Origin of the sequence: Marinomonas alcarazii, assembly GCF_003208215.1 — a bacterium.
In the GTDB taxonomy this organism is placed as follows: domain Bacteria; phylum Pseudomonadota; class Gammaproteobacteria; order Pseudomonadales; family Marinomonadaceae; genus Marinomonas; species Marinomonas alcarazii.
The window spans coordinates 49053-64688 of the sequence record NZ_QKLW01000002.1 but is presented as its reverse complement, the minus strand read 5'-3'; the positions used below and the strand labels follow the sequence as shown (position 1 = coordinate 64688).

13 protein-coding genes and 1 riboswitch are annotated in these 15636 nt (G+C 43.0%); of the genes, 10 read left to right on the top strand and 3 right to left on the bottom strand.

Annotation, left to right across the window (positions count from 1 at the left end; genetic code table 11):
* Positions 1-4: 4 nt before the first annotated feature.
* Together DFP75_RS05155 and DFP75_RS05150 are read right to left on the bottom strand one after the other, a co-directional pair.
* Complete coding sequence (locus tag DFP75_RS05155) at positions 5-388, bottom strand: YraN family protein (RefSeq protein ID WP_110572962.1); 384 nt, start codon at positions 386-388, stop codon at positions 5-7.
* Positions 339-2123: a penicillin-binding protein activator gene (locus tag DFP75_RS05150; protein WP_245926983.1), complete on the bottom strand. Its 1785-nt coding sequence runs from the start codon at positions 2121-2123 to the stop codon at positions 339-341. Before DFP75_RS05150 ends, DFP75_RS05155 begins: the two co-directional genes overlap by 50 nt.
* A gap of 101 nt (positions 2124-2224) precedes the next feature.
* On the opposite strand from DFP75_RS05150, the gene rsmI reads away from it, so the two are divergent.
* From rsmI to DFP75_RS05115, 7 genes are all read left to right on the top strand, one after another.
* Positions 2225-3085: a 16S rRNA (cytidine(1402)-2'-O)-methyltransferase gene (rsmI, locus tag DFP75_RS05145; protein ID WP_181416997.1), complete on the top strand. Its 861-nt coding sequence runs from the start codon at positions 2225-2227 to the stop codon at positions 3083-3085.
* Between the two features lie 77 nt (positions 3086-3162).
* A riboswitch (TPP riboswitch) is annotated at positions 3163-3267 on the top strand.
* A 181-nt stretch (positions 3268-3448) separates the two neighbouring features.
* The gene (gene thiC / locus DFP75_RS05140) at positions 3449-5470 is read left to right on the top strand and encodes a phosphomethylpyrimidine synthase ThiC (protein WP_110572956.1); all 2022 of its coding nucleotides are present in this window, start codon (positions 3449-3451) and stop codon (positions 5468-5470) included.
* Between the two features lie 15 nt (positions 5471-5485).
* On the top strand, positions 5486-7000 hold the full coding sequence (thiE, locus tag DFP75_RS05135) for a thiamine phosphate synthase (protein ID WP_110572953.1): 1515 nt from the start codon (positions 5486-5488) through the stop codon (positions 6998-7000).
* On the top strand, positions 6997-7194 hold the full coding sequence (thiS, locus tag DFP75_RS05130; RefSeq protein WP_110572951.1) for a sulfur carrier protein ThiS: 198 nt from the start codon (positions 6997-6999) through the stop codon (positions 7192-7194). Before thiE ends, thiS begins: the two co-directional genes overlap by 4 nt.
* A 1-nt stretch (position 7195) precedes the next feature.
* Complete coding sequence (locus DFP75_RS05125) at positions 7196-7972, top strand: thiazole synthase (RefSeq protein ID WP_110572949.1); 777 nt, start codon at positions 7196-7198, stop codon at positions 7970-7972.
* Positions 7969-9141 (top strand): 2-iminoacetate synthase ThiH, encoded by a 1173-nt coding sequence (thiH, locus tag DFP75_RS05120; RefSeq protein ID WP_110572947.1) that lies wholly within the window; start codon positions 7969-7971, stop codon positions 9139-9141. The genes DFP75_RS05125 and thiH overlap by 4 nt, the downstream gene beginning before the upstream one ends.
* Before the next feature lie 208 nt (positions 9142-9349).
* Entirely contained in the window at positions 9350-9832 is a 483-nt protein-coding gene (locus tag DFP75_RS05115) for a Spy/CpxP family protein refolding chaperone (RefSeq protein WP_110572945.1), read from the top strand.
* Positions 9833-10014: 182 nt separating this feature from the next.
* Here the strand turns inward: DFP75_RS05115 and aroA are convergent, their stop codons facing one another.
* Positions 10015-11292 (bottom strand): 3-phosphoshikimate 1-carboxyvinyltransferase, encoded by a 1278-nt coding sequence (gene aroA, locus DFP75_RS05110; protein ID WP_110572943.1) that lies wholly within the window; start codon positions 11290-11292, stop codon positions 10015-10017.
* A 292-nt stretch (positions 11293-11584) separates the two neighbouring features.
* Here aroA and DFP75_RS05105 point away from each other — a divergent pair, with 292 nt between their 5' ends.
* The 3 genes from DFP75_RS05105 (at position 11585) to DFP75_RS05095 (ending at position 15635) form a co-directional block, all read left to right on the top strand.
* Positions 11585-12484 carry an aldo/keto reductase gene (locus DFP75_RS05105; protein ID WP_110572941.1) on the top strand — a complete coding sequence of 300 codons (900 nt, stop codon included), beginning with the start codon at positions 11585-11587 and terminating at the stop codon, positions 12482-12484.
* 222 nt (positions 12485-12706) lie between these two features.
* Positions 12707-13219: a putative pterin-binding protein gene (locus DFP75_RS05100; protein WP_110572939.1), complete on the top strand. Its 513-nt coding sequence runs from the start codon at positions 12707-12709 to the stop codon at positions 13217-13219.
* Between the two features lie 7 nt (positions 13220-13226).
* A complete protein-coding gene (locus tag DFP75_RS05095; RefSeq protein WP_110572937.1) occupies positions 13227-15635 on the top strand; it encodes an ATP-binding protein in 2409 nt (802 codons plus the stop codon).
* The last annotated feature ends 1 nt before the right edge of the window (position 15636 follow it).

Genomic DNA, 15636 nt, shown 5'->3' with positions numbered 1-15636 from the left:
GTTATTAAAATACTGCTTTCAGCCAAGTTAAGTGTTGTCGGTTTATTTCTGCGTCAAATAAGATTGCATCAAAACGACTTGCGTGGTGTTCTTTATGGTTTTTTTGTAACCATAGTGCCGCACTGTTGCGGACTTTTTGTAATTTAGACGTGCTTAGACTTTCGGCAGCGCTACCATGTTGTAGGTTTGTCCTATAACGAACTTCTACAAAGACATAAACGTTATTGTCTAAAAATATTAAATCTATTTCACCCATACGGCAGAAAAAATTTCTTTCAACAAAGCGAAGCCCTTCTTTTTTTAGAAAGGCCTCAGCAAATTGCTCTGCTTTTTTGCCGTTATTTTTCGATGCTTTCCTTCTGTTCAAAAAACTGCTGACTGTTTGCATATACCAAATTTCCTTTTCGGTAAGTCATGATTTCAGGTCTCTTATGAAAGATACCATTTTCATCGATCGTAATAATGCCAGTATTTGCAGATACTTTGGTGCTTGGCAGTAGGGTGAACAATGTATACTTGTTAGCCAATAGGTACGAATCTGCTCCTAAGGCTTGTAAGCGACGTAAAATGTTTGAGCTTTGATTTTTTGGTAATTCATTCAGCGCCGTATCTTGAGGTGTAAGGGCTGGAAGCTCGGTAAAGAGTATGCGCTCTATGTCCTCAGGCTTAGTTGATCTTTCTGGAGCGCTATCATTGAGTGTGCTGCTGGCCAGCATTGGGATTTTTTCTGCAAAGTAGAAATCTAATAAAGGTCTAATTTGTTTCGCGTCATTTAACTTGCCAACATAGTATACGTAATCAAGGTCTTCTCGTGATCTGGCGATGCTATCGACAGAGGTTCCGGTCCATCTCTCAATCAGTCTTCGACGAGCATAACTCTCGTTTATTAAGAGCAGTTTTTGTATTGCGTCTTGTCTGCCCTTGGGGGTGTTGGCGTAGGTTTGATTTGAGATCAGGTCCACATTTTCTTTTTCTGCAGCGGCCCTAAAATCATCTCCTTGTTTTAGTGCCCATGTATCTTGAATGCTTAAAATGGCGGCTTTATTAGCCCCTTCTTTTTTGGCGAAGGCAATGATTTCGTGAATTTCATCTTCAGGGTTTAGAGAAAAATGGTATAAATTTTTTGGGTGCTGATTCACATCTAACTGATTTAGTGCGATCACTGGGATAGGCAGATTTAAACGGCTAATTTGAGCCACGTTATTTTTTTGAAGAGGCCCGATGATGACGTCTGGCTGTAACTCGTTTGCAGCGTCCAGAGCATCAGATATATTTGAGTAGTCTTCGACATTGACAATGACGACCTTAGGCTTGTCTTCTTTTTGTTTATAATAGCTAACAAAAAAACCATCCACAATCGCTTGAGACGCTCGCTCTAGGGGGCCGCTCATTGGCAGTAATAAAACGATTTTTTTAGGTGCCATCTGGCCAACAGTCGCCATAATTTTAAAGTCTTGTGGCGGTGATACAGCGGCTGGATGGTTTGGGTTTTCCGCTTTCCAATTTTCGAATACTTTTAGCTGTTGTTCGATTGAGAGGGATTGATTGCGTAAAATCCCACTGATTGTTAGCCAGCCATTCAAGAGAGGGATTTGTTGTTGATACAGCTCATCAACCTCATTTTGAGTGAGGTTTTGGATAGCAAGCCATAACTTAGTTTGATTGCTTTCGCCTTCATTTAGAGGAAGGTTAAAAGACAAATCCATACGAAGTTTAACGACGTCTAACCAGTTACCAAAGTGTGCGAGAATGCTGGCTTTGGTTTCTTTTAGGTTGTTTTGATTATCTGGGTGACGAGCAGCGGCCAAGGTATCAGCTTGAGCTAGATAATTCATGGCATCGATGGCGCTGTCTAATTGCGCGGCGGCCTGTGCTGCTAACAAATAGCCAGAAAAACGAAGTGAAGAGGTCTTAGTGAGAACGTCACTCTCAAGTACATCTAAAGCTTGTTGGAATTCACCTTGTTCATAAAGACTTCTTGCTGACGAGAAGCTGTTGGCAAGTTCTTCAGAAACATCTGATGTTTTTCTTGGATGATAAATGCTTGCTGGCAAAGTGTTTTCTTGCTTTGCCTTCATGTTGGCTTTTTGAGCTGCAGTTTGTTGCTCCATGTTTAAATTCATGGAATTACAGGCACTTAACAGCACACTGCAAAGAGTTAATGATATGATGCGGTAATTAATTAGGCTCATAAGCTTATAAAATGACAAATAAAAGAGGCAACATGTTACCACATAGTTCTGATGATGCGAGAGGGTCGCTGTACATAGTTGCGACCCCAATTGGTAATCTAGACGATTTCAGTAAACGAGCTGAACAAACTTTACGCGATGTAGACTATATCGCTGCAGAAGATACTCGGCACACACGACGTTTGCTGAATCATTTTGACATTGAAGCAAAATTATTTTCTATTCACGACCATAATGAAAAAGATAAAGCGAACTATGTTGCCAGCTTGCTTGATGAAGGAAAAAGTGTGGCTTTGGTATCGGACGCTGGAACGCCTTTGATTTCAGATCCTGGCTATCATGTGGTGCATGCTTTACGTGAGTTAGGTCATAAAGTTGTGCCAATTCCTGGCGCTTGTGCATTGATTTCAGCATTGTGTGCCTCTGGTTTGCCTACCGATCAGTTCTTTTTTGCAGGCTTTGTGCCCGCTAAATCGAAAGGACGCTGTGACTTATTTGAATCTTGGAAAAAGCAAACTGGCACAGTGGTTTTTTATGAATCTACTCATCGGGTCTATGACTCTATAACGGATGTGCAAAAAGTGTATGGTGAGGACGCGCAGCTTGTTTTGGCTCGTGAAGTTACCAAAACATTCGAGACGTTTCTATCAGGCACGGCAGCTGAGATTCTTGCCAAATTCGACGAAGATGCCAACCAAATGCGTGGTGAATTTGTTGTTATGCTGAGTTTTACCCAAGAAAGCGGTAATGAAGCAGAGCTAGAAGCGAAACGTATTCTGACCATTTTGTTAGAAGATCTGCCGGTTAAGCAAGCCGCGGCTATGGCAGCCAAATTGACGGGTGAGAAGAAAAATTACCTCTATAAAATGGCGTTGGAAATGCAAGGCGAATAGATTCACAACGTTTGTTTTTGTTAAACACCCACTTAAAACGTGGGTGTTTACATTCCGATAAGACTGAGTATACTCAGCCCTACTTGTCGGAGTGCCATTTGGCTGAGATCGCATAATTAAGTGCGGGATCCGCAGAACCTGATCGGGTTAAAACCCGCGTAGGAAACAAGAAAGTCTCAATTTTTCTTTTCTGCATCGAATGAACTCCTGATTTTTATGGAATCGATGCTGTCTTATTTCTAAGCATTCTTTTCAAATAAAATTCAGGGTTCATGTTTTGCAAATTAACGCCAGCATTGCGTTTGCCTGTAAAACAGCACCCCAGACAAGCAATTCTCCATTTTAATAATAAGGGAAATGCTTATGTCGGCTACTAACGAACCACAAGAAAAACCAACCAAACTTTCAAAAAAGCAGTCTCGAGAAGAAACGCGTCAAGCTGCCAAATCTTTTATTGAGTCCTTGCAAGCCAAACCTTTTCCCGCGTCCGAGCGCATATATCTAACCAGTTCGGATGACTCTATTCGCGTTCCAATGCGTAAAATCAATTTGACTGATACGCCCATTGGCTCAGATCCAGACAACCTAACCTTTGAACCTAATGAGGCTATTTACGTTTACGACTGTTCTGGACCTTATGCTGATCCGGAGGAAAATATCGATGTGTATCGCGGCTTGGCACCAATGCGAGCTGCTTGGATTGATAAGCGTGAAGACACCGAGATACTGTCTGGCGTGTCGTCTGAATTTGCCCAATCACGTTTAGAAAACTCGGCACTTGATGAACTGCGTTTTAAGGCGTTGCCTAAAGTACGTAAAGCGCGCCAAGGTAAGTGCGTGACGCAAATGCACTACGCTCGTCAAGGTATTGTGACACCAGAAATGGAATACATTGCTTTACGTGAAAATCAAAATATCGATGCCATTAAGAGCGAATTACTATTGAAGCAGCATCCAGGGCAAAGCTTTGGGGCGAATTTGCAAACACGTATCACACCAGAATTTGTTCGGGATGAAGTCGCAAGGGGGCGCGCTATTATTCCTAACAACATCAACCACCCTGAATCTGAACCTATGATCATTGGTCGTAACTTTTTGGTTAAGGTGAACGCCAATATCGGTAACTCGGCGGTAACGTCATCCATTGAGGAAGAAGTAGAGAAACTTGTTTGGTCGACTCGTTGGGGCGCGGATACGGTGATGGATTTGTCGACAGGAAAAAACATTCACGAAACCCGCGAGTGGATACTGCGAAACTCGCCTGTGCCTATTGGAACTGTACCGATTTATCAGGCGTTGGAAAAAGTGGAGGGTGTGGCTGAAGATCTGAACTGGGAAGTTTTCCGCGACACCTTGATCGAACAAGCAGAGCAAGGTGTGGATTATTTTACCATTCACGCCGGCGTTTTGTTGCGCTATGTCCCTATGACGGCCAAGCGTTTAACTGGCATCGTTTCTCGTGGCGGTTCCATTATGGCGAAGTGGTGCTTAGCGCATCATAAAGAAAGCTTCTTGTATGAGCGTTTTCGTGAAATTTGTGAATTGTGTGCGGCCTACGATGTGGCTTTGTCACTTGGGGACGGTCTGCGTCCGGGGTCAATTATGGATGCCAATGATGAAGCGCAAATGTCGGAGCTACGTACTTTGGGTGAGCTAACGAAAATCGCTTGGGAATACGATGTGCAAGTGATGATCGAAGGTCCTGGGCACGTGCCGATGCAGCTGATCGAAGAGAACATGACAGAACAGTTGAAGCATTGTCATGAGGCACCGTTTTACACCTTAGGGCCATTAACACAAGACATCGCACCGGGCTACGATCACATTACATCTGGCATTGGCGCAGCACAAATTGGTTGGTACGGCTGTGCGATGCTGTGTTATGTGACGCCAAAAGAGCATCTTGGCTTGCCAAACAAAGAAGATGTTAAGCAAGGTTTGATTACCTACAAAATTGCCGCTCATGCTGCGGATTTGGCCAAAGGCCACCCAGGAGCACAAATTCGTGACAATGCCTTATCTAAAGCGCGTTTTGAATTCCGTTGGGAAGATCAATTTAACTTGTCTTTAGACCCTGAAACAGCGCGTTCTTATCATGATGAAACATTGCCACAAGCTTCGGGCAAAGTGGCGCATTTCTGTTCTATGTGTGGACCAAAATTCTGCTCGATGAAAATCACTCAAGAAGTTCGCGACTATGCGAAAGGATTAGAGCTTGAGGCGCAAAAAATCGATGTGAGTGCTTTAGAACTAAGCGAAGCAGAAAGTGGCATGCAGAAAATGTCTGAGCAATTTCGTGAGCTAGGTAGTGATGTTTACTTAACCACGGATAAGTTAACCACAGACAAGCACGCCTCAGACAAATCAAAAGAAAAATCCCTGTAAGTGAAAGGAGGATTTATGTCTATAAAACCTCCTGTTGTCTGGTGCGTGGGTGGGTCGGATTCGTCCGCCCACGCAGGACTTCAAGCGGATTTACGCACAGGGCAAGATTTAAATTGCCATGTGCAAACTATCGTCACTTGCATCACAGCGCAAAACTCTAAAGAGGTCCGCTCGGTGGAGCCTGTGTCGTTGGCTATGTTCGATGCGCAATGGCAAACCTTATTGGATGATGTACCACCTGATGCGATTAAAGTGAGTTTGTTACCATCCATACAGATAGTGAAAGCCTGTTCCGCTTGGTTAACGCGTATGAAAGCGGATTTTCCAAATCTGTTGGTGGTCTTTGATCCTGTTATGGCGGCGAGTAGTGAGTCGGGGAATCAATTGCAGCAAACCGATGCGGGCGCCAGTTTATTAGAGAATATTTTGCCTTATGCGGATGTTATTACGCCCAACTTGATGGAGTTTTCTGCGCTGACGGGCTTATCTGGTGATATTTCGATTGAGAAATTACAGTCGAAAATGATGCGGTATTTTGATGATTCAGACAGCCGTTGGTTAATTAAAGGAGGGCATTGCGGTCTTGGAGATAAAGCAACGGACTGGTTGGTTGATCGCAATGCCATTGTCGGTTTCACATTCAATAGGCTGTCAGTCCACAATACACGCGGTACAGGTTGTACCTTGTCGACGGCACTGGCGAGCTTTATCGCGCACGGCTATGACCTTTTAGATGCGTTGACTATGGCCAAAGCTTACATTACTGGTGCGTTGAAAAGTGGCGTACAAATCGGTGGCGGTGCTGGCCCTTTGGGGTGCCCAGGATGGCCTTTGCAATTTGAAAATCTGCCAACGATCGTTTCGCCAAACAGCGCAATCACGCCCATTTCCCAGCCTTTCCCTAAGATGGATCTAGAAAAAATGGGCTTGTATCCAGTGGTGGATTCGATTGCTTGGTTAGAGTTGGTCTTGAAAGAAGGTGTGAAAATCGCGCAGCTTAGAATTAAAGATCCAGATGAACATCTGGATAGCAAGATTCAGCAAGCCATTCACTTAGGTAGAAAGTACGATGCGCAAGTGTTTATCAATGACTATTGGCAACAAGCAATTGCTTTAGGCGCTTACGGCGTACATCTGGGGCAGGAAGATTTGGATGTGGCTGATTTAGAGCAAATCCAAGCAGCTGGCTTGCGACTTGGTATTAGTACTCATGGTTATTATGAAATTGCTCGAGCGCAATCCATCCAGCCAAGCTACATCGCTTTGGGGCACATTTTCCCTACACAAACGAAAGACATGCCATCTCAACCGCAAGGTATAACTCGCCTTACACATTATGCGACTTTATTAAAAGGCCACTTTCCTACAGTGGCGATTGGCGGCATCAATGCGGAGCGTCTGTCTTCTGTGGTTAAAGCGGGAGTGGACAGTGTTGCCTTGGTGACGGCTATTACCAAGGCCGATCAACCCAAGCTAGCGACCCGATCTTTGATATTGTCATTTGAGCAAAGTATACGAGGTAAATCATGAGGATTATGTTGAACGATGTTTGTCATGAATTCGATGGGAAAACCGTCGCAGACTTACTTACTTCGCTAGATAAAAGTCAGCAAGGTATTGCCATCGCTATAAATCAGCAAGTTGTGCCAAAAAGCCTGTGGTCTACCACGGAGTTGAGTGAGCAAACTCAGGTTTTTATTTTTGAATCGATTGCAGGAGGCTAGGATGTCGTCTTTTTTTATTGCTGGGCATGAATTTCACTCTCGACTTTTCACGGGTACGGGGAAATACGCCAGTTCAGCGGCCATGATAGAGTCTTTGACGAGCAGTGAAAGTGAATTAGTAACCTTGTCGTTGCGACGAATGGATCTTAAGAACCAAACGGATAATATTCTGCAACCATTGCAACAACAAGGAATGAAGCTTTTACCAAATACGTCAGGCGCGCGTACCGCAAAAGAAGCCATTTTCGCGGCAGAGCTCGCCAGAGAAGCATTAGAAACCAACTGGGTAAAGTTGGAAATTCACCCCGATCCACGTTACTTAATGCCCGATGGCATGGAAACTTTATTGGCGGCAGAGCAGCTAATTAAAAAGGGGTTTGTAGTAATGCCATATGTTCATGCGGATCCTGTGCTCTGTAAACGATTAGAGGAAGTGGGTTGTCAGTGTGTGATGCCGCTTGGTTCGCCAATTGGTTCGAATATGGGCTTGGCGAGTCGCCCATTTTTGGAAATTATTATCGAGCAAAGTCGAGTGCCAGTTATTGTTGATGCCGGAATTGGTGCGCCATCGGATGCTGCGTTGGCATTAGAGATTGGTGCGGATGCGGTGTTGGTTAATACCGCTATGGCTGTTGCTAAACAACCAAAACAAATGGGTAAAGCCTTTCGTCTTGCCGTTGAAGCAGGGCGAATGGCCTATGAATCAGGTTTGGCAGAAAAAGGTGTTCAGGCGAATGCCACAAGCCCTTTGACGGATTTTATTGGGGCTTTGTCATGATGGCAGAAACCAGTCAGAAAATTCGTATGCTAGAGCAAAGTCCTGCAGTAGCAGGGCAATTTAGCGGCTTTGTTGAACAGGCGGATTGGCAGGCATTGACGGCTTTGCATCAAAATAAATCTGAACAGGATGTTCAGCGAGCTCTGAGTAAAACCAAGCGCGATATTGACGACTTCGCTGCTCTAATTTCACCAGCCGCAGAGCCTTATTTGTTTGAGATGGTCGTCAAAAGCGAGCAACTTACCTTACAGCGTTTTGGAAATACGGTGAGCTTATTTGCTCCTTTGTATTTGTCTAATACTTGTGCGAATGAATGTAGCTACTGTGGTTTTTCCATGAGTAACGCCATTAAGCGTCTTACGTTAAATGAAACTCAGTTGGAAAAAGAAGTGCTGGCAATTAAACGCAAAGGCTTTGACCATATTCTCTTGGTGACTGGGGAAACCAACAAAGTTTCAATGCCATATTTTGAACGTATGATTCCTTTGATTAAGCCGCACTTTAGTCAGCTTTCGATGGAAGTGCAGCCGTTAGACGCTAGCGACTATAAACACCTGCAAGACATTGGCTTAGATGGTGTGTTGGTCTATCAGGAAACCTACCGCCGCAAAACGTATCTTGAGCATCATTTACGAGGTAATAAGTCCAATTTTAATTATCGCTTAGATGCACCCGATCGAATTGGACAGGCGGGCATTCATAAAATTGGCTTGGGTGTTTTGCTTGGCTTGGAAGATTGGCGAACCGATTCTTTAATGATGGCGTATCATTTGCGCCATTTGCAGAAGCAGTATTGGCGTAGTCGTTTTAGCGTGGCGTTTCCGCGTATTCGTCCTTGCGAGGGAGGCATAGTACCCAAGTCGGTCATTTCTGATCGTCAGTTGGTTCAGTTGATTGCGGCCTGGCGTTTGTTTGATGGTGACTTGGAGTTAAGTTTGTCTACCCGTGAGTCACCAGAATTCCGTCATCATGCTGTGCGAATGGGGTTTACTACGATGAGTGCGGAATCCAAAACGCAACCTGGTGGTTACGCAGATGATTCTCAAGAAGCGCTTGAGCAATTTGAGATTAGCGACGAAAGACCAGTGGAAGAAATCATGGCAATGATTCGTCAGCAGGGCCGTGAGGTAGTTTGGAAAGATTGGGATCCAGCCCTTTCTCACGTTTAAATGTGGCGAATCGTCAAGCCATTCGTTTCCACTTCTAAGAATATGTCTGTGTTTGCGCGGTTGCTAGGGAAACAGGGCGGTTGCGCCCTTTTCCTTACAGAGTCATGACAAGTTGTGCATCTCGATTCACTCTCTTTGGCACTGTTTGACAGATAAATCGACATAATGGATTTCATTCAAACAGGAAACAAAGCGTAAGGAGCTAACTATGTTTAATCGTAAAAAAGCAGGAATGATGGGTGCGATTGGTTTGAGTGCCGCGATTATTACTGGCATAGCCGTCAGTGCATTTGCAGACACCAAAGTGCCTCAGAGTGACGTGTCAAAAGGTGAAGCAGTGCAAAATGCTCCAATGAATTCAGCACCAACCCATGAGCAACTAGCAAGCCGTATGGCGCAACAGCTAGGTCTGGACGAGAAGACGCAATCAAAAGTATCTGATCTTTTTGAAAAAGACGGTAAAGCCATTCGTGAGATTCAAGATGAGCTTCATACCACACAGGTTGAGCTGAGTGGCTTGTCCCCTAGCTCGAAAAATTACATGGATAAGGTAGAGGATCTTGCAGAAGAGAGTGGTGAGCTAACCAAAGAACTTACCGTGGCTTTTGCTAAGAACCGCGCAGGTCTTTATGAGCTGCTGACGCCAGAGCAAATTCAAAAACTGGAAACGCCAGTACAGCCACAGTCGTAATATTTCATTAATGCATTTCCCTTTGTATTGAGAGCCTTTGCCCCAGACATAATCGCTGGGGCTTTTTTATGTTAAAAAAAAGCCAAATCCATATTATGGATTTGGCTTTTAGTGTTTTAGTTAACGGGATCAGATCTGTTTAAGGTGGTCCGAATTAACTGCCTATAAAAGAGTATTATCTATTAGCTCGCTATAGAATTGAATAATTCAAAATAGGTTGGGAAGGTTTTGGATGTGCAGCCAGGGTCATTTATTGTCACAGGCGTATCAGAGAAAGCAACGAGTGAAAAACACATGGCAATGCGATGATCATTGTATGTATCGATAGCCGCATGTTGTAGTTGCTCAACGGGTGTGACGGTAATGAAGTCTTCGCCTTCAATAACGTCAGCGCCGAGCTTTTTCAGCTCTGTTGCCATGGCGTATAAACGGTCGGTTTCTTTTACGCGCCAGTTATAGATGTTGCGGATCGTGGTTGGACCTTTGGCGAATAGGGCGGTCGTTGCTATGGTCATCGCGGCATCTGGAATGTGGTTCATGTCCATATCAATGCCATTAAGTTCGTTGTGTTCCGCTTCAATCCATGTTGGGCCATACGTTATTTTTGCACCCATTTGAGCTAATACATCCGCGAATTTCACATCCCCTTGTACGCTGTCAGTGCCAACGCCGTGGACTTTAATTTTTCCGCCAGCAATGGCAGCAGCGGCTAGGAAGTAAGACGCAGAAGAAGCGTCGCCTTCTACCATTATTTCACCGGGGCTTTGGTAAGTTTGTTGACCTTTTACCACAAACGCTTGGTAGTTCTGGTTTTCTACTTCGACGCCAAATTGCTTCATGGCATGAAGTGTAATGTCGATATAAGGTTTAGACACCAGCTCGCCATCAACTTTGATGGTTAAATCGTCTTTTGCTAATGGTGCACTCATCAAGATAGCTGTCAGGAACTGGCTTGAGATATTGCCTTTAATAGACACTTCGCCACCAGATAAGCCGTTTGCTTTGATGTGAAGTGGCGGGTAATTTTTTTCGCCTTCGTAATCGATATCAACACCAAGCGCTTGCAAGGCATCAACTAAATCACCTATAGGGCGCTCATGCATACGTGGCTCGCCGTGGAGGTGGAACTCGCCTTGGCCTAGACAAAGTGCCGCAGTCAAAGGGCGCATGGCCGTACCTGCGTTACCAAGAAATAGGTCGCCGAAATCCGCCTTGATTGGTCCAGCAAGGCCTTCGAGTACACAGGTTGTACCATTGTCTTCTAGGGAATAGTTCACACCAAGTTTGGTAAGGCTTTCTAGCATGCGACGAATGTCGTCGCTGTCTAGAAGATTGGTAATTTTTGTGGTGCCTTTTGCTAGTGTCGCTAACAATAAAATACGGTTTGAAAGGCTTTTCGAGCCCGGAATTTGGATCTCTCCATTCGCTTTGGAAAGAGGGCCTAGCGTCATTGAATTCATTATTAAGTCCATCACAGTGGTGTTGTGTTTATTGTTTCGCTTTTATGCTTGCTGATGTGTCGCTGCGTGTAAATTATAAGTGTTCGATATTGCCGCAATTTGCTCGTTATAGTTTGTCCGTTGTAGGTGGTCGCGTCGCTCTTTCAGGAGAGGTCAGTCTTGAATGAGGCATAGTATACATTTGATGGTCTTTTATGTCAGTTATGCTAAACGATGAGGTTGCTGTTTTTTCATCTCAACAGTCTTTAGAATGCGGATCAACATGACAATAATAGGAAAAAGGAAAGTATTCATGAGATATCAATATCATCCCCTTGGTTTTGAAGGGTCGCGTATCGCTCAGGGTTTCTGGAGATTGCAAGAATGGAATATGACGTCTGCGGATACGTTAAGTTTTATAGAGGACTGCCTTGATCTTGGCGTGACAACATTTGATCACGCTGATATTTATGGGGGATATCAGTGTGAATCCTTGTTTGGTGAAGCGCTAAAGCAAAAACCAGCGCTGCGAGATAAAATGGAGATTGTCACTAAGTGCGGAATATTGCTGCCTTCGGAGAGTCGTCCTGATATTCAGGTGCACCGTTATGATTATCGTGCTGAGCATATATTGGCGAGTGTGGATCAATCATTGGCGAATTTGCAGTGCGAGTATATTGATACCTTATTGTTACATCGCCCAAGCCCTTTAATGGATGCAGATGAAATCGCACAAGCTTTTGATTTGCTTTTTACTTTGGGCAAGGTGAAGCATTTTGGTGTATCGAATTTTACAACACGACAGTTCGATTTATTACAATCTAGGCTAGATGCTCCTTTGATTATTAATCAGGTGGAATTGTCACCGTTGGCTTTGCAGCATTTTGAAGACGGTACATTGGACCATGCTCAGCAGCATGCGGTAACGCCAATGGCTTGGTCTCCTTTTGCTGGTGGTGACCTTTTTTCAGGGGTAAGTGATAAAGCAAAACGTGTTCAAGCTGTGTTGGCTGAGATAGCTCAGGAAAAAAACTGCACGGTTGATCAAGCTGTTATCGCCTGGTTGTTGCGTCATCCGGCGGGTATTTGTCCTGTTATGGGCTCTGGTAAGATTGCTCGGTTGGCTACCGCGGTAGAGGCAATGTCCATACAACTTAGCGATGATGATTGGTTTAGAGTTTGGATTGCATCTCAGGGTCAGCCTGTACCCTAGATTTGTAGCCATTACTTTTGAATACTATTCAGAAAACCGCTTGTAAGGTGTCTAGGTTAGATAGCTGCTTTGCAAAGCGGTTTTTTACGTCTATTGTGTTCCTTTATTTTTCCTTTGTTCTAGTTGGTGTAGAAAGTGTGTTGTTTCGTAAGGGAGTGACGGAAACGACAGCTTTATTCTTTATACTCTCCCAAAATTAATCAATTTATAATGGTGTCTATAATGAAGCAGTATTTTGTTTTGGGTTTGATGACTTTAGTCGCTGCGTTACCTTTAGCTAATATTCACGCTCATGAATTATCTAAGCCGTCAAGCAAGGTGATTTTAACCGTGAGCGGCAGTATAAAGAATACCAACACGCCAGACGGCACCGCTCAATTCGATCGTGAAATGCTGATGAATTTAGAGGTTATTGAATTAAAAACAGAGACACCTTGGAGTGAAGGTGTTGATTCTTATCGCGGTCCTTTATTGCGCTCTTTAATAGCCACTGTGGGAGCCGAGGGAGGAGACTTAACAGTAACCGCGTTGAATGATTTTAGTTCCGTCGTCCCAAGCCAGGATGGTGAGGAATATAATGTTATTTTAGCAATGGAATTGAATGGTGTACCGATGTCTGTAAGAAATAAAGGGCCGTTATTTCTTGTCTATCCTTTCAGTGATTATCCTAGTTTAAATAATGAAGTGATCCACAATAGGTCTGTTTGGCAAATCAAATCTATTCACGTTGAGTAAAGCTAACATGCCTCGACATATCTCTCCTTTACTTCGTAGATTTGGGGTTAATAAAACAACTTCACCTATCCTTTTGTTAGTGATGGCAGCGTGTGTCTTTATGGGTGGCTCTGCACTGATTTTCTTTGAGTTGGTTGACCGACAAAAGGTGATCATGTCGGCTGTCGAAGAAGATGCATTATGGGCGGCCTATCAATTAGATAGGGAGTCATTGAAGCTAAAAAGTACATTAAAGCTATTGGAGGATGGGTATACTGAAGAACGCCTCGAGGAAGCTAAATTACGTTTTGACATACTTTTTAGTCGCATAAATGTATTAGAAGCTGGCGAACTTCATGTGTTGTTTAAGCGCCTACCTGATTACGAAAACCTTTTGCTTTTTCTAAAACAAAAAATGCTGGAAATTGAGACGCTTCTTTATGTAGAAAAGGAAGCCTTGATAGTGCCGGAGATACTGGAAAAAAGTGATGAGATGTTAAAAGAAACAGGGGAAATTGTTCATAAGACATTGGCCTCTCGTTCAGTTGAAAAAGTACAACAGCGAAAGGACGCCTTGAAGCTGTTTATTGAGCTTGGTTCGTTAATTGCTTTGTTGACTATTACTATGGTTTTCATCATAGCAATGCTGTTTAAACAGTTGAAAATAACGCAAAAGTCCTATGGGAAATCACGCAAGCTTACCCGTGATTTGGAGCTTGCTGTTCATTCCACTAAAAAAGCATTAAAGATTAAAACGGATTTTTTAGCAACAATGAGTCATGAGATACGCACTCCTATGAATGCGATTATTGGCTTTAGCCATCTATTGCAGGATGATGATCTAAATAAAAAACAGCAGGAAAAAGTTAATAAAATTCAGAAGTCTGCAGATAATTTACTTTCGATTATTAATAGTATCCTTGACTTTTCTAAAATTGAGTCTGGGAAAGTTGTATTAGAAGAAAAGGCTTATAGTATAGATGATGTATTAGATTATGTTTATTCTAGCTGTGAAGTTTCAGCTAATACAAAAAATATCGCCTTTAATGTTAGTCGCGATTTCTCTCTTGCCGATCAATTAGTCGGTGATAAAACCCGGCTTCAGCAAATTTTAATTAATATTGTTGGGAATGCGATTAAATTCACTCACTCTGGATTAGTTGACGTTAATCTGTATCAAAATTCTGCCCAAGAACTTGTTTTTGAAGTAAAAGATACAGGTGTGGGCATACCTGAAGGCGTTAATGTATTTGATGTATTTCAACAGGCTGACAGTTCAACTACACGTTTGTATGGTGGTACAGGACTTGGTTTAAGTATCACGGATAAATTGGTCGAGCTATTGGGCGGAAAAATTTCCTTTGAAAGTACGCTGGGGCAGGGAAGTACGTTCAAAGTCAGGCTTCCCTACAGACCAGACCTCAATGCGCAAGCAACTGCGATGGAGCGTGTTGGTGTGATAGATCAAGACAAATCCATACAAGAATTACTCTCTCGCCTAAGTGTCGAATATGTTGCTTTGGACATAACTAATGCACTTTCCAATGATTCGGTGCTAGTAGTAGATAGCAGTTGGTTTAATCATCAAGATGATTTATCCAATGATGTTTTTGCTGCTTTGAAAGGAAGAGCCCTTTTTATTTCTAGGGATAATGAGTCTGTACAAGATGCTCTGGTAACTGGGTTATTGACTCCATCAAACATTAATAATAAAGCCGCCATTTTAACATCACAGGATAATTTTCCATTAGATCCAGGGAAGGTGAAATATGAAGCAGGCTTGCTGAATGGAAAAACAATATTGCTAGCGGAAGATAATAAGATTAACGCTAATATTGTTGTGGCTGTTCTGAATAAGGTCGGGGCAAAAGTAGATTGGGTAGAGAATGGTGATTTAGCTTTTAAAAAAGCCCAAGAGCATTTCTACGATTTGATATTAATGGATATTCGAATGCCAATAATGGATGGCTATCAAGCGAGCAAAGAAATCTCCCAGTCATTGAAAGACACCAAACCTCCTATTGTTGTTCTGACTGCGGACACGTTTGAGATGGAAAGGAAAACTAACTTAGAGTTCGGCATAGATGATTTTTTATTTAAGCCTTTGGATCCTCATTTATTGATAGAGAAGATAGAAAGGTGGACTTCCGCGCCAAATGCTAAGTCTGTCGAGATAGAATATAAGAGTTCATACATATCGGAAGATACGCTAAACGACATTGTAGCCGAGCTTGATCAGCTTGAATTACTTTTAATGGAAGGTAGTTTGAAGTCGGAAAATTGTATTGATGATTTTATTAAAAAATACAATGGAATTATTGACTTGGACGCTCTTAAGGCCGTAATCGATGATATCTCATCATACGATTATCAAGATGCAATAAATAAAATTGTTAGATTCAAACAGAATGTATCCACTAGGTCTTGCGAGAAATAAT

What these genes read in the sequence shown, in the direction of transcription:
- DFP75_RS05095 (WP_110572937.1), top strand. Translation starts at nt 13,227, where the DNA reads ATGCCTCGACATATCTCTCCTTTACTTCGTAGATTTGGGGTTAATAAA.
- thiC (WP_110572956.1), top strand. Translation starts at nt 3,449, where the DNA reads ATGTCGGCTACTAACGAACCACAAGAAAAACCAACCAAACTTTCAAAA.
- thiH (WP_110572947.1), top strand. Translation starts at nt 7,969, where the DNA reads ATGATGGCAGAAACCAGTCAGAAAATTCGTATGCTAGAGCAAAGTCCT.
- thiS (WP_110572951.1), top strand. Translation starts at nt 6,997, where the DNA reads ATGAGGATTATGTTGAACGATGTTTGTCATGAATTCGATGGGAAAACC.
- DFP75_RS05115 (WP_110572945.1), top strand. Translation starts at nt 9,350, where the DNA reads ATGTTTAATCGTAAAAAAGCAGGAATGATGGGTGCGATTGGTTTGAGT.
- DFP75_RS05125 (WP_110572949.1), top strand. Translation starts at nt 7,196, where the DNA reads ATGTCGTCTTTTTTTATTGCTGGGCATGAATTTCACTCTCGACTTTTC.
- DFP75_RS05155 (WP_110572962.1), bottom strand. Translation starts at nt 388, where the DNA reads ATGCAAACAGTCAGCAGTTTTTTGAACAGAAGGAAAGCATCGAAAAAT.
- DFP75_RS05105 (WP_110572941.1), top strand. Translation starts at nt 11,585, where the DNA reads ATGAGATATCAATATCATCCCCTTGGTTTTGAAGGGTCGCGTATCGCT.
- rsmI (WP_181416997.1), top strand. Translation starts at nt 2,225, where the DNA reads ATGTTACCACATAGTTCTGATGATGCGAGAGGGTCGCTGTACATAGTT.
- DFP75_RS05100 (WP_110572939.1), top strand. Translation starts at nt 12,707, where the DNA reads ATGAAGCAGTATTTTGTTTTGGGTTTGATGACTTTAGTCGCTGCGTTA.
- thiE (WP_110572953.1), top strand. Translation starts at nt 5,486, where the DNA reads ATGTCTATAAAACCTCCTGTTGTCTGGTGCGTGGGTGGGTCGGATTCG.
- DFP75_RS05150 (WP_245926983.1), bottom strand. Translation starts at nt 2,123, where the DNA reads ATGAATTTAAACATGGAGCAACAAACTGCAGCTCAAAAAGCCAACATG.
- aroA (WP_110572943.1), bottom strand. Translation starts at nt 11,292, where the DNA reads ATGAATTCAATGACGCTAGGCCCTCTTTCCAAAGCGAATGGAGAGATC.